A 12,359-nucleotide genomic window follows, 5' to 3' on the forward strand; every position below is an offset into this window, starting at 1 on the left:
CCTTAGAGACCTACAAAGCACTACTTAAAAACAGCACTTTATGAAACCAATTAATTCTTATATCGATCACACCTTACTTAAATCTACAGCAAGCATAGACGATATCACAACTTTATGCAATGAAGCTATGAAGTATTATTTCTTTTCGGTGTGTGTAAATGGTTACTATGTGCCATTAGCAGAGGAACTTCTAAGGGATTCTAAAGTAAAGATCTGTACGGTAGTTGGATTTCCTCTAGGCGCAATGTCTACTAGAGCTAAATTATTTGAAGCGGAAGATGCTATTGGTTATGGGGCAGATGAAGTAGATATGGTAATGAATCTAGGACTTCTAAAATCTGGAAAATTGAATTCTGTAGAAACCGACATAGCTTCAGTTAAAAATACCATCGGAATAAAAGTGCTGAAGGTTATTATTGAAACCTGTTATCTTACTTCAGAAGAAATAAGCACCGCTAGCAAAATTGTAGAAAGTGCAGGCGCAGATTATGTGAAGACTTCTACGGGTTTTGGTCCCAAAGGAGCTAGCTTAGACCTGATCTCAGAGATCAAAAAAAATGTTTCTTCAAATATGAAGATTAAAGCTTCAGGGGGAATAAGAGATTTTATTACTGCAAGAGCTTACATAGATCTTGGTGTTTCTCGTATTGGCACTTCTTCTGGCATTGCAATTTTTAATGGAGAAAAAAGTTTATTGTAAAATATATTTTTCGAATTAAGAGGTTTCATTCCCTTCAGAAGAAATTTACTTTATCCTTTTAATACACCTATCTAACTCGACCAAGTAATATTATTAATGATTAGGATTAATAATATTACTATCAGATATAGCATGGACAATATTTGGGTTGCAAAATATGTGTTAAAATCGTAACATTACGAACCAAAAAATAACACTTAATGGAAGGCTCGACGAATCACCAAGAAAATGACCCAATAATTGTAAATAGAGAACTAAGCATCTGGGAAGCACTTATCCCTGTATTTTGTTTAATAGGATTACTAGCCTTTAACGTGTATGTTTTTGGAGATGACGCACTTAGCGGATCAAATCAGTTTATCCTTTTAATAGGAGGTGCAATAGCCGCGATCGTAGGATTTTACAATAAGGTGAAATTTGATGCTATGATAGATGAGGTCGCTAATAACGTACAAAGTACTGCTGGCGCGATCCTAATTTTACTTATGGTAGGTTCGCTTGCTGGAACTTGGATGGTAAGTGGAATTATCCCCACCATGATCTTTTACGGACTTCAAATTCTTAATCCGACCATCTTTTTACCAGCCTGTGTAGTTATATGCTCTATTATATCGGTGGCCACTGGAAGTAGTTGGACGACCTCTGCTACTGTAGGTATTGCTTTGATAGGAATTGCAAATGCATTGGATATCTCTGTTGGAATGACGGCCGGAGCCATTCTATCTGGAGCTTATTTTGGAGATAAGATCTCTCCTTTAAGTGACACTACGAACCTTGCTCCTGCAATGGCCGGCACAGATCTTTTTACGCATATTAGATACATGTTACTTACTACTGTTCCAACCATTGTAATTACTCTAATTATATTTATCATAATAGGTTTAAATTTGGACGTTTCGGGAACCACAGACACTTCTGCTATCTTAAATACTATAGAAACCACTTTTACTATTACCCCATGGTTATTTGTTATTCCCGGGATCGTAATTTTCTTGATAGTTAAAAAAACATCTCCGCTTATTGCCCTATTAATTGGAACACTTTTAGGCGCAGCTGCAGCAGTGATCTTTCAGCCCGGGATATTAATGCAGATCTCAGGGGTAGAGAATTTAGATTTCATTTCTGGATATAAGGCAATAATGAATGCTATGACGGTAGATACCGCAATTGTTACAGAGAATGAAACCTTGAACGATCTCTTCTCCTCTGGAGGGATGTCAGGAATGATGGGAACTATCTGGTTAATATTATGTGCTATGGTTTTTGGAGGAATTATGGAGGCTATTGGAGCGCTAACCAGAATAAGTACTGCGCTACTAAATCTTTTCCATACTACCTTTGGATTGTTCGCTAGTACTGTTTTTAGTTGTTTAGCTTTAAACGTAACTGCATCAGACCAATATCTTGCGATCGTAGTGCCAGGAAAAATGTTTGCTAAAGCTTATAAAGATAAAGGCTTAGCTCCAGAAAACTTAAGTAGAACTCTTGAAGATTCTGGAACTGTAACATCTGTTTTGGTACCTTGGAACACTTGCGGAGCATATCATAGTGGAGTATTAGGAGTACCAACACTTTCTTATGCAGGCTTCGCATTCTTCAATTATATTAGCCCATTTATGACTTTACTCTTTGCAGCATTCAGTATTAAAATACGACAATTAACAGCACAACAAGCTCAGGCTTAGTCAGCTATACAGATAAGAATAGAATTAATCTATTCAAAAATTAAATAGCTATAGTCAAAGTTTATAATGTGATAAGAAATTAGAATTTCAATAGCCCGCAAGCGCGGGCTATTTTTATACTTTTGCCCCAGAAATTAATAACAAAAAAATAGAATCAATATGTCAATAGTAGGAAAAAAATTTCCAGATTTAAGTGTAAACGCAATGAATGAAATGGGCGATACCTTCAAATTAAATATCCTTGAAGAAGCTCAAAAAAATAATAAAAAAGTATTGTTGTTCTGGTATCCAAAAGATTTCACCTTTGTATGCCCAACAGAACTTCACGCTTTTCAAGCTGCATTAGCAGATTTCGAAAAAAGAAATGTAATGGTAGTTGGAGCGTCTTGTGATACTGCTGAAGTGCATTTTGCATGGTTAAATACTGCAAAAGACAACGGAGGAATTGAAGGTGTAACTTACCCAATACTTGCAGACTCTAACAGAAATCTTAGTTCTCAACTGGGAATCCTAGATGTTACTAATGAGCAGTATGATGAAGAAACTGGAGCAGTAACCGTAGAAGGTGACAATGTAACTTACCGTGCAACTTACTTAATAGACGAAGAAGGAACTGTATTTCATGAAGGTGTAAACCATATGCCATTAGGAAGAAACGTTCAAGAATTCATCCGTTTGGTAGATGCTTATACTCATGTACAAGAAAAAGGAGAAGTTTGTCCGGCAAACTGGGAAGAAGGAAAAGAAGCTATGACGGCAGATCGCAAAGGTGTGGCTTCATATTTAAGCTTAAACTAAAAAAAGAAAGATCATGGTAAAGGAATTAGAACAAGATAATCTTCAGGAGATCATCGCTGGAAATGGTACTGTAATGGTGCAATACATGGCCGGTTGGTGTGGTAACTGTAGAGTAATGAAGCCAAAATTTAAAAAATTGGCTGGAGAGAATGAGACTGCAACCTTTTTAATGGTAGATGCAGAAAAATTTCCTGAATCTAGAAAGATGGCAAACGTGGATAATTTACCAACCTTTGCTGCTTTTAAAGATGGAAAATTAGTGAACCAAGTTCAAACAAATAAATTTGAATTACTTAAAGATCTAGTAAATGAAGTTACCAGTAATTAAACATTTGCAACGTAATAATGACGCTGAAAAACTTCAAAATACCATAGATGTATTAGAAAGTTTTACAGAGCACAGATCTGTTACCGATGAGGAAATGGATGTGATTGGTGAATTACTCACTAATTTATGCGGGGCAGTAGAAGTACATCAAATGATTGAAAACGGTGATTCTGAAATGGATGCCGCCAACAATTTTGTTAAGAAAGTGATGGGTTCTATAGACCGATAAGATTTAATAATTTATATTAAAGAAGGCTGATTTAAAATTTAAATCGGCCTTCTTTGTTTTTATGATAATTTTAGTAAAACCCCATTTCTTATACATTAAATTTAGATTTTATAACAATAAACACGGGATTTATGCCACAGATAACTTTAAGAGAGAAAACAATTACTACGTATGGTAGTTTACCTGAGAATGGAGAAAAAGCTCCATATTTTGAACTGATCCGTTCTGATATGACTAAGGCTAATTTGAACGATTTTAAAGGAAAAAGAGTGATCATGAATATTTTTCCGAGTATAGATACAAACGTTTGTGCTACCTCTGTTAGAAACTTCAATGAAAGAGCAACAGGTTTAAAAAATACCGAAGTACTTAGTATTTCCAGGGATCTTCCATTCGCCTTAAAACGTTTTGTAGATGATGAAGGTTTAGATAAAGTAACAAACCTATCTGACTTTAGACAAGGGGATTTTGGAAAAGATTATGGAGTAGAAATGATGGATGGCCCTTTAGAAGGCTTGCTTTCTCGAGTAGTAATTGTTTTAGATGAAGAAGGAAAAGTGATACATAGTCAACAAGTTCCGGATATTTCCGAAGAACCTGACTATCTTGCGGCTCTAAAATCATTATTATAGTGAAGGATAGTTATCTAGCAAAAAGAATACGTGGCGGAGGATATGCAATTAAAGGAGCATTGATCTTATTAAAAACAGAACCTAGTATACAAGTTCAAGCAGTGATCTCTGTATTGATTTGTATTGCTGGGTTTTATTTTGATATTACAAAGACGGAGTGGATCTTTCAAGTACTGGCAATTGGCTTGGTATTAAGTACAGAAGGACTTAATAGCTCTATCGAAGGAATAGCAGATTTTGTGCATCCAGATTTTCATAGCAAAATTGGATATATTAAAGATGTGGCAGCGGGTGCAGTTCTATTTTCTGCACTTACAGCAGTAATAATAGCTTGTTTTATCTATCTTCCTTATTTATTTCCATCATTTTTCAGCTAAATGTTTGATGGAAATATTTGAGAATTCTTAGACGAACATCGCCATTAGGCTACCGCAAATTGCTCCAGAACTTATTCCTGTAACAATTCCTAATACTGGGATTCCAATTATACCTCCAATGGCAAATCCCAAGAATAATCCAAATATGCAGCCTAGGAACAGTCCTATAAAAATGTGAAATTTATTCTTGAAAAACTTTTTCATAATCGTTTAAATAATATAATAAAAGGGTATTGGTTAAACCTTTAATTAATACTATTAGATCATTTAATAAATCTGGGGTAATAAATTTATACTTAGGGAGATCTATATATTAAATTAGCGAATTTTAAAAATTCGTCCTTTTAAATTAATCTCGAAGGAAGGGCATTCGTGAATCGATGTCTAAATTAGTTTATTTATTTGAGCTAACAAAATGTATTTATTACTTAAAGAACTTTACTAAAACACACGCTGCTTTTCACCCCCGCATATTGTCCATAGTTTTCAGAAATTTTATATTTCGCATTATGATAAAGTCCAATCGCATCTTTAAAACTAATTCCTGTTTCCAAGATACACTGCTTATAACCTAATTCTTTAGCCCAGGTCTCCAATTCTGTAAGAATTTGAGATGCTATTTTATTTCCGCGTCCTTCTGGTAAAACAAACATTCGTTTTATTTCAATTTTGTCTTTATCAAAATTCTTAATTGCCCCACAACCCACAGCTTTTCCTTTAAAATATGCCAATACAATATTTTTGATAGAATCAATTTTATTGTATTGATCAAAGAACTCATGTTCTTCGCCATCTCTAATCGTTAATTCATTATCTAACAATATATTCAATGCCACAAAATCCGGATCCTCAGAGGTAGTTCTTATTAATCTTATCATCATTTTAATTTAAGAGAAAAACATTTTTAATTTTATTCTCTATGGCTTTGCTATTATTTTTAAATATCTTTTCAAAAGTGTTATATGTCGCCAAATGCTATGCATTTTCATGGACTTGACCTGGTAATAAGTTGAAATATAATCTAGTTGCTAGAAGAACACTTGCTAAAGATTGTCTCTCCAGATCTTTAGATATCTATTCATTATAAGCACTTCTTAAATAGATACTTCATTTTAATTTGCTTCCCATTTATAAAGTAAAATCGGTTCTTTACTATTTGGCAGGCTGATCTCCTTCTTATATTCAAGATCTAGCTTTTCCAATAATTTTTGAGAGCCTATATTTTTCTTATTAGTTATAGCGCTTAGCCTATCTAGTCTGAACTCTTTTAAAGCAAGCTCCTTGATTTTAAAAGCACTTTCCAAAGCATAACCTTGGTTTTCATATTCAGGTAAAAATGCAAAGCCTATATCTATGCCTTCTACTCCTTCCCTATCATATAATCCGCAACAACCAATTTTTGAATTATCCGATTTCCTAATTACCGTAAAGTTACCGAAACCATATTTTTTAATAACTGGAAGTATGTTATTCTGGATATAAGCTTCAGCATCTTCTTTACTTCTAATATTTCTATCTCCAATAAATTGAAGCCATTTAGGAGTATTCAGTAACTCAAGCATAAAAGCAGCATCCTCTAAAGTAGACAATCTTAAGGATAACCGCTCTGTATGGTAAGTGATGTCTTGATTCATATAAAAATTTTCATCAGCTAAAGGTCGAGAATTTAATGTTTAGCTCACAACTTGTTTTTCCAGGACTTTCCTATTCCAATTTGCAAGATCTGCGGCATTGTTATAAGTACTATGTAAAAAAGCTAATAACGTTTTAGCTGGATCTTCAGATTGTTGCACATTACTATATGGCAAAATAAATTCTCCCATGTCCTTGAAATAATATCCGTTTTTAGGTCTTATATGCGTAGCATTAAAACCTTTAGGTTCTGGATAGATATAATTATAAAATGCTGCAAAAGGCAAGATTTCGCTTCCTGGCCAAAAGCCGCTGCTACTCACTTCATGAGAATAGGCTTCTTGTGCCACCCAATCTGGTAAATTAGGAATCCCTCCAGGATGTTTTGGAGCCTCTTTTCCAGAAAAACGAGAAACTGCTAGATCGAAACTGCCCCAGAAGAAATGTACAGGGCTCGATTTCCCTATAAATTCTGAACGAAATTTATTAAATACTTCATCTACATTTAATAAAACTCTGTGCCAATTAGAGGCATGTACAGGATCGTATTCCTTATGATTATCATCTTTATCAAATGGCAATGGATCTACCATTTCGCTGGGAGTTTTATTGATTTTCACCTCGATCCCAAATTCTTTTAGACATTCCATTACATTATTATAACACCCAGCTACAGATAAATTCTTTAAACTAAAAGAACTGTTCTCTCCATCAGGTTATTACTTGTAACTCATGATCTATAAAATCGAAATTTATCTGAAAGTGTTTATTCTCTGAGGGTATATCTCCAGTTGTTAGTCCGCGTGGATTCACAAATAAAGTAGTATGCCAAGAATGATTGATCCAAGGCATTTGTGTGAGTTTCACTTTCCCAGCGATCTGGGTCCATAAATGTATGGTTTCATAAGTTCTTTTTGCATCTTGGTAAGAGAGCACTGGCCAATTTTCTTTTTTCATAACGTCAATATTAAAGCTTTAAAAACCTAATAATCATACGATTAATTATTAGGAACTCTAATTTAAGACTATATTTTCAGAAAACTAAGGCCATAGAAATATCTATCTTTTAAATAGACAGCATTCCCAGTTTAGAAGGACTCTAAATTCTTACGAACTGGAATTTTAATTAATTAATTTCAAGTTCTAATTGTCTGTTATTTTCTTGGGCTCTTTTATCCATTTCAGAGCCTACAAAAACACCAATCGCTAGACCAATTGGAAGCCCCATTGCTATAGCCGATATATTATCTAAAATAGTAGATAATACAATCCCTAAAGGGAGCCCAAACACACACATCCCAAGAGCTAACCAAAGATTGCGATAGTAATTCTTAGGAACGATCTCTAGATCTTTTATAAGTTTTTTTAAGACCTTCTTTTTAACCAATTTAATGTAGAAGTATAATTTTAAGTGATTATCTATAACAGCATTTAATCTGAAGATCTCTTCATTTAAATCCACCACTACTTCCGGCGGTAACTCTCTGCTTTGTAATTCTTGAACAAGATCTTCAAGCAACTCATATTCCTTACTTATCGCTTTTTTCTTTTCAAAAAAACAGCGCTTCTTTAAGCCTTCTAGTTCCATACTCTAAAATTTTATCACTGTAAATGCAAATAAATTGTAGGGAACTCATCATTGCTTTAATTATTTATAAGACGTCTCTTTTAATTTTTGTTACTGCTTAAATTTCTTTTTTTAGTTTAATATGACCAAATTTTCATCATTATATTTTAATTCCTGTAAGCTTCAGAGAGTTATAAAAACTAACTAGGTATTAAATTTTAAAAGGATATTCCTAAATTCATAAAAATCCCATTTAAAGAAGGAGTTATTTATGATAATGCTACTTGATAACATTATCAAACATATTAAAATAAACTATTGAACTATTCGAAATCAGAAAAAAAGATTCTATAATTATTAACAATTTTGCATTTTTAACAACAATACACATCTATTATTAAGATAAGTACTATTAATAATATTTTCTATTCGAGAGTTATCATGCTTATAAAGAGGTTCTAATAGTTAGAAAAAGATCAAAATCTTCTTACAAGGATTATTTAAATCCATTTAAATTAAAGTAATAGAACAATCCAGATTAATTATACCGGTAAGATCCCCAAACCACTTATAATAAGTAAAAACACAAACATCATTACAAAGGTCAATACTAAGCCCAGCAATGAAATCCCGATAATTCTTCCCCATCCAAATTCCTCACCACCAGCTTCCAAATGTGCTTGGATCCCAGGACCTTGATAATATTTTGAAAAAAGATAAGCTCCGGTGGTATAGGCTAGCGGAATAACCAAAGCGGGGAAATTCTCGAATCTAGCAAGAAGCAAGGCTAAAGAAAATATGAAAATAATTGAGGGGATGGTATAGGTCCACGTGAGTTTCGCGTTTTCAGGCTCATTTAAGGCCTTATAATTTTCTGCGATAAAATACCCGGCAATTAATGGCCCACCTACAAAGGATCCTATCCAAATGGCTCTGTCCTTATAGATCTTCTTGGTTGGGGTGTTATTTTCTGCCAGATTGTTCATGTGTCTATTTAAAAGAAATATAGCTTACCAAATATTGATCATTTTGAAAAGAAACTGGTAGCTTTTTGAGGTGGCAAAAATAGGTAAAAAGTATAGAAATCTATGATAATAACTTTAACCAAACTGTTTGGAGATGCCAGTAATTATAAGCACCCCGCCAGCACCCATTAGTGCCCCGATCCAAAACCCGTGTTCTGTAGTTTCTATTAAGTAGTGAGCCGCGATTCCAGAAAGAAGGACTATGATGCCAATTATTATAAGTTTATTCATATTTCTTAGTCAATTTAAGTGTTAATAGTAGCCTGTTCCTTTTTCTATTTAGGGAACCAATTATTTTCTTAGTTCTTATTTCTTAAAAGTTTATAGAACACCATGATAAAAAAGACGAAAAATATAAAATCGTTAATCCCATAAACCGAGAAGAAAATCCCTGCAAATAGGTCTTTATCGTATACCGCGCTTATATCATTACTGCCAATCCATTTACCCCATGCAATTACGTAGATCAACTTTTCGATTACAAAAGTTCCTACTACCCATTTCACGTTTTTGTAATTAGCTGCTGTCCCTAAATATGCAAAACCCCAAACTACAATCATAAGTAATCCGAAGTTGGACATCACCACAGGGTCTGTCTCGGGAATAACTTCATTAGTAAAAAACCTAGAAAAAGTTAAAACTGCGACAATATTCATTAATCCTGCGGCAATAAAGCCCTTGCGTATTAGTTTTTCAGTCATGCTATTAGGTTTAATTTTTAATTATCTGTTGAATTTCTAAGATCCGTAAAATCTAAATTTCTTGGGATATATAATCTAGTTGACTCCTTTTAATGATCTCCTTATCATCCTTGAACATCTCTGAAACCCATTCTGGTGGTTTTCTGGACAAAGGCGCTCCTATCTCGTTCATGATATCTGAAAGTGCGCTTGGAATGTCTTTTTTCCATATTAAAGCCCTAACAACGCCTACCGCTTTTACTTCCTTATTTTGTTCGAAGTTATGGACTAAGTAAACCCATTTCTCATCCCAGCCCACGTTTTCTAAAACTACATCGAACTTGCTCCACACTTTAAGGGGTTTTCTATAAATGATCTTTTGAGAACCTAAAGAAGGCGCCAGACCTCGCTTTACAATAGCTTTATAAAGTTGAGATCTGGCAATTAGTTCCCAACGTATAAAATCCATATAAACTGCATATTTTGAAGCTGTCATTACCCGCAAGCCATCACAATCCATAAGTCCAACTCTAAAGGTCCTTCTTATAGTTTCATCGTAATTCACAGAAGTTTGAAAGTTCCTGAGCACTAATATCTTTAAGATAGTATACCAGTAATAGATCATATTAGTACTATTCATTAGTTTAAGCCCTAAAATACCCATTTTAAATGGATTGCAGACTTAATTATAATAATGCTAGGGGATGGACTTTACTCCCAATTTCAGGACGGTAATACGACTTTTTTTAAAGTTTAAACTCAAGTCCTAAATTAATAACTGAAGATTTTAAGTTGTTATCTCTTTCATTTAAACCAAAGAAATATCGAGCGGAGATCGTTAATTTTTCAGATAAATTATAACCTGTCCCTAGATTTAAACCAATCTCAAATTTATCGTAATCAAAATTATTTGGGTTGTTAGGATCTTCGCGTTCATTAGGAAAGTTATCATTTAAAACCTCCGTTTCGGTTTTATAAGTGCGATCTACAATATATCCTATTTGAGGCCCTGCTTCTGCAAAGAATTCTTGGGTGAAGAAATATCTTACTTCAAGAGGAAGAACTATTGTAAGATCATTCACTTTAGATCTAAAATCGGAAACAACAGGACTGTTGCCAGGATCTTGAGTTTCGATACCTTCAATAAGCAGTCGAGTTCCCTGCATTGCTATTAATAGTTCGGGTTGAAATTGTAGTTTTTCAGAAACTTCAATATTTAAAAATCCACCCACATAATATCCCACTTTACCTTTATATTTTCCAAGTTCTATATTATAAAATTGCGGGTTCGGAGTGAATTTAGAATAATTAGCACCTGCTTTCAACCCAAAATCAAGCTTGCTGGACTGAGCGTGAACAGAAAGAGTTAAAAAAAATAAACATAGTATTACAGATAGTCTAATAGCTTTCATTCTTCAGGTTTTAAATATTAGATATAGATTTATAATAGAGTGTATTTATTCGCTTACAAAAACTAAGCTTCTTCCATAACCCCCTTTTTCACCAGCTGCAAATAGCATTCTATCTGCTTCTAATTCCATTAATGGTAATGAAAAAACCAAATTTGAAACCATGTCTCCAGACACTTTCCTTTTTACCATGGATAAATAGACCGATCCCCTTTCCTCGTAAAAGGTATATTCTGAAGCGGAAATTTCTGAATCTCCATAATAACAATTTTCAGTTCCAGCAATCACTTCTACTATTCCGTCGGTCTTAAAAATATAAGTTTCGTCTATATAGCAATCATTTTGGCTGTGTAGAAAATCTGGATAAGCATTATAATAAGCCTCTAACTTCCAAATTTTAGAACTATCCATATGTATTAACTTTAGATCTTCGCTGGTATAGGTTTTATAAAGTTTATTATCGTCGTCTTTGCTACAAGACGAAAAAACAAATAGTAATAAAACAACTAAGAGGGAAAATTTAAAATTGTTCATTGTTATATTTTATTTGAAACAGTATAACTAAACTTTTAATATTTGAATTAAGCTCTTTTTACCTGCTTAATATTCTTACTTATAAAGAAGATTATATGATAGTAAGAAATGATGAGGATAAGGAACTCATAACTGCTTTTCATTTCGAAAGATTCACTCCAATAAAATATAGCCGATAAGGAATCATAGATCACTACTATTACCCCAAATCCCAGAGCTTCCACTAATTTTTTGATCCGTAATTTCTGAATTCTAGGAGATTCCATTTTCTCTTGAGTAAATATTAAAGCAGTAAAACATATAAGTATAAGATCCTTTAATATCCAATTGAATATATTCTCATCTAACTTGAAAAAATCTGCTAGGGGATTAGAAAAAGTGAGACATAATATTAACAACACTGCTATGGAAATAATTATTTTTTTATAATAATTAGGCAAAAATTTATCGGTCATAGATAGCTAATGTTTAAATTTAAAATCTTTGCATTGTTCTAATGCTAAAATCAGTTTTGGAGCTGCTAGGATTTACTTAATGAGTTATATAGTATAAGGCAGTTCCAAAAGCTTCTCCAGATTTATATAAAAACCCAATTACAAATATGCAGGCATATATTCCTATAAATAGTTTCCTGGATCTAGAAGATCTAGCCTGTTTTATGCTTATATAGGCCGCAACTGCCAAGACTATCCAAAATAAAATCTCCATATTCAGTTATTATTATTTAACACTCGGTCCATTGGTAGGGATTTGATACTATTGT

General features: G+C 33.4%; 19 protein-coding genes and 1 pseudogene. 7 read left to right on the forward strand and 13 right to left on the reverse strand.

Going from position 1 to position 12,359, the window contains the following annotated elements; translation table 11 throughout:
- Positions 1–40 precede the first annotated feature (40 nt).
- From deoC to BC962_RS08625, 7 genes are all read left to right on the forward strand, one after another.
- A complete protein-coding gene (gene deoC / locus BC962_RS08595) occupies positions 41–700 on the forward strand; it encodes a deoxyribose-phosphate aldolase (RefSeq protein WP_121345587.1) in 660 nt (219 codons plus the stop codon).
- Positions 701–900: 200 nt separating this feature from the next.
- Entirely contained in the window at positions 901–2,385 is a 1,485-nt protein-coding gene (gene nhaC, locus BC962_RS08600) for a Na+/H+ antiporter NhaC (RefSeq protein ID WP_121345588.1), read from the forward strand.
- A gap of 159 nt (positions 2,386–2,544) precedes the next feature.
- On the forward strand, positions 2,545–3,183 hold the full coding sequence (locus BC962_RS08605) for a peroxiredoxin (RefSeq protein WP_121345589.1): 639 nt from the start codon (positions 2,545–2,547) through the stop codon (positions 3,181–3,183).
- A gap of 13 nt (positions 3,184–3,196) precedes the next feature.
- A complete protein-coding gene (locus BC962_RS08610; RefSeq protein WP_121345590.1) occupies positions 3,197–3,511 on the forward strand; it encodes a thioredoxin family protein in 315 nt (104 codons plus the stop codon).
- Positions 3,492–3,740, forward strand: coding sequence for a DUF6952 family protein (locus tag BC962_RS08615; RefSeq protein WP_121345591.1), 249 nt, complete (start codon positions 3,492–3,494; stop codon positions 3,738–3,740). The genes BC962_RS08610 and BC962_RS08615 overlap by 20 nt, the downstream gene beginning before the upstream one ends.
- 131 nt (positions 3,741–3,871) lie before the next feature.
- Positions 3,872–4,372 (forward strand): thiol peroxidase, encoded by a 501-nt coding sequence (gene tpx, locus BC962_RS08620; protein ID WP_121345592.1) that lies wholly within the window; start codon positions 3,872–3,874, stop codon positions 4,370–4,372.
- A complete protein-coding gene (locus BC962_RS08625) occupies positions 4,372–4,749 on the forward strand; it encodes a diacylglycerol kinase (protein WP_121345593.1) in 378 nt (125 codons plus the stop codon). The genes tpx and BC962_RS08625 overlap by 1 nt, the downstream gene beginning before the upstream one ends.
- 27 nt (positions 4,750–4,776) lie before the next feature.
- On the opposite strand, the gene BC962_RS16340 is transcribed toward BC962_RS08625, so the two are convergent.
- From BC962_RS16340 to BC962_RS16345, 13 genes and pseudogenes are all read right to left on the reverse strand, one after another.
- A complete protein-coding gene (locus tag BC962_RS16340; RefSeq protein WP_183075472.1) occupies positions 4,777–4,953 on the reverse strand; it encodes a hypothetical protein in 177 nt (58 codons plus the stop codon).
- A 224-nt stretch (positions 4,954–5,177) separates the two neighbouring features.
- Positions 5,178–5,627 carry a GNAT family N-acetyltransferase gene (locus tag BC962_RS08630; protein WP_121346045.1) on the reverse strand — a complete coding sequence of 150 codons (450 nt, stop codon included), beginning with the start codon at positions 5,625–5,627 and terminating at the stop codon, positions 5,178–5,180.
- Between the two features lie 234 nt (positions 5,628–5,861).
- Positions 5,862–6,383: a GNAT family N-acetyltransferase gene (locus BC962_RS08635; RefSeq protein ID WP_121345594.1), complete on the reverse strand. Its 522-nt coding sequence runs from the start codon at positions 6,381–6,383 to the stop codon at positions 5,862–5,864.
- A gap of 39 nt (positions 6,384–6,422) precedes the next feature.
- Positions 6,423–7,034, reverse strand: a pseudogene (locus BC962_RS08640) (DUF5996 family protein); the annotation flags it as partial.
- 58 nt (positions 7,035–7,092) lie between these two features.
- Complete coding sequence (locus tag BC962_RS16575; protein WP_262674321.1) at positions 7,093–7,338, reverse strand: DUF5996 family protein; 246 nt, start codon at positions 7,336–7,338, stop codon at positions 7,093–7,095.
- Between the two features lie 169 nt (positions 7,339–7,507).
- On the reverse strand, positions 7,508–7,969 hold the full coding sequence (locus tag BC962_RS08645; RefSeq protein WP_121345595.1) for a hypothetical protein: 462 nt from the start codon (positions 7,967–7,969) through the stop codon (positions 7,508–7,510).
- 521 nt (positions 7,970–8,490) lie between these two features.
- A complete protein-coding gene (locus tag BC962_RS08650; RefSeq protein WP_121345596.1) occupies positions 8,491–8,934 on the reverse strand; it encodes a hypothetical protein in 444 nt (147 codons plus the stop codon).
- A gap of 338 nt (positions 8,935–9,272) precedes the next feature.
- Positions 9,273–9,674 (reverse strand): hypothetical protein, encoded by a 402-nt coding sequence (locus BC962_RS08655; protein ID WP_121345597.1) that lies wholly within the window; start codon positions 9,672–9,674, stop codon positions 9,273–9,275.
- 52 nt (positions 9,675–9,726) lie between these two features.
- Positions 9,727–10,293 (reverse strand): thioesterase family protein, encoded by a 567-nt coding sequence (locus BC962_RS08660; protein ID WP_245984127.1) that lies wholly within the window; start codon positions 10,291–10,293, stop codon positions 9,727–9,729.
- 106 nt (positions 10,294–10,399) lie between these two features.
- On the reverse strand, positions 10,400–11,065 hold the full coding sequence (locus BC962_RS08665) for a porin family protein (RefSeq protein WP_121345598.1): 666 nt from the start codon (positions 11,063–11,065) through the stop codon (positions 10,400–10,402).
- A gap of 45 nt (positions 11,066–11,110) precedes the next feature.
- The gene (locus BC962_RS08670; protein ID WP_121345599.1) at positions 11,111–11,596 is read right to left on the reverse strand and encodes a hypothetical protein; all 486 of its coding nucleotides are present in this window, start codon (positions 11,594–11,596) and stop codon (positions 11,111–11,113) included.
- Between the two features lie 47 nt (positions 11,597–11,643).
- Positions 11,644–12,051 (reverse strand): hypothetical protein, encoded by a 408-nt coding sequence (locus tag BC962_RS08675; protein WP_121345600.1) that lies wholly within the window; start codon positions 12,049–12,051, stop codon positions 11,644–11,646.
- 76 nt (positions 12,052–12,127) lie between these two features.
- The gene (locus tag BC962_RS16345; protein WP_183075473.1) at positions 12,128–12,304 is read right to left on the reverse strand and encodes a hypothetical protein; all 177 of its coding nucleotides are present in this window, start codon (positions 12,302–12,304) and stop codon (positions 12,128–12,130) included.
- Positions 12,305–12,359 lie beyond the last annotated feature (55 nt).

The organism is Gillisia mitskevichiae, from assembly GCF_003634585.1.
GTDB lineage: Bacteria > Bacteroidota > Bacteroidia > Flavobacteriales > Flavobacteriaceae > Gillisia > Gillisia mitskevichiae.

Excerpts from the sequence above, each read along its gene's own strand:
- deoC (WP_121345587.1), top strand. The coding sequence starts at position 41 with ATGAAACCAATTAATTCTTATATCGATCACACCTTACTTAAATCTACA.
- nhaC (WP_121345588.1), top strand. The coding sequence starts at position 901 with ATGGAAGGCTCGACGAATCACCAAGAAAATGACCCAATAATTGTAAAT.
- BC962_RS08605 (WP_121345589.1), top strand. The coding sequence starts at position 2,545 with ATGTCAATAGTAGGAAAAAAATTTCCAGATTTAAGTGTAAACGCAATG.
- BC962_RS08610 (WP_121345590.1), top strand. The coding sequence starts at position 3,197 with ATGGTAAAGGAATTAGAACAAGATAATCTTCAGGAGATCATCGCTGGA.
- BC962_RS08615 (WP_121345591.1), top strand. The coding sequence starts at position 3,492 with ATGAAGTTACCAGTAATTAAACATTTGCAACGTAATAATGACGCTGAA.
- tpx (WP_121345592.1), top strand. The coding sequence starts at position 3,872 with ATGCCACAGATAACTTTAAGAGAGAAAACAATTACTACGTATGGTAGT.
- BC962_RS16340 (WP_183075472.1), bottom strand. The coding sequence starts at position 4,953 with ATGAAAAAGTTTTTCAAGAATAAATTTCACATTTTTATAGGACTGTTC.
- BC962_RS08630 (WP_121346045.1), bottom strand. The coding sequence starts at position 5,627 with ATGATAAGATTAATAAGAACTACCTCTGAGGATCCGGATTTTGTGGCA.
- BC962_RS08635 (WP_121345594.1), bottom strand. The coding sequence starts at position 6,383 with ATGAATCAAGACATCACTTACCATACAGAGCGGTTATCCTTAAGATTG.
- BC962_RS16575 (WP_262674321.1), bottom strand. The coding sequence starts at position 7,338 with ATGAAAAAAGAAAATTGGCCAGTGCTCTCTTACCAAGATGCAAAAAGA.
- BC962_RS08645 (WP_121345595.1), bottom strand. The coding sequence starts at position 7,969 with ATGGAACTAGAAGGCTTAAAGAAGCGCTGTTTTTTTGAAAAGAAAAAA.
- BC962_RS08650 (WP_121345596.1), bottom strand. The coding sequence starts at position 8,934 with ATGAACAATCTGGCAGAAAATAACACCCCAACCAAGAAGATCTATAAG.
- BC962_RS08655 (WP_121345597.1), bottom strand. The coding sequence starts at position 9,674 with ATGACTGAAAAACTAATACGCAAGGGCTTTATTGCCGCAGGATTAATG.
- BC962_RS08660 (WP_245984127.1), bottom strand. The coding sequence starts at position 10,293 with ATGAATAGTACTAATATGATCTATTACTGGTATACTATCTTAAAGATA.
- BC962_RS08665 (WP_121345598.1), bottom strand. The coding sequence starts at position 11,065 with ATGAAAGCTATTAGACTATCTGTAATACTATGTTTATTTTTTTTAACT.
- BC962_RS08670 (WP_121345599.1), bottom strand. The coding sequence starts at position 11,596 with ATGAACAATTTTAAATTTTCCCTCTTAGTTGTTTTATTACTATTTGTT.
- BC962_RS08675 (WP_121345600.1), bottom strand. The coding sequence starts at position 12,051 with ATGACCGATAAATTTTTGCCTAATTATTATAAAAAAATAATTATTTCC.
- BC962_RS16345 (WP_183075473.1), bottom strand. The coding sequence starts at position 12,304 with ATGGAGATTTTATTTTGGATAGTCTTGGCAGTTGCGGCCTATATAAGC.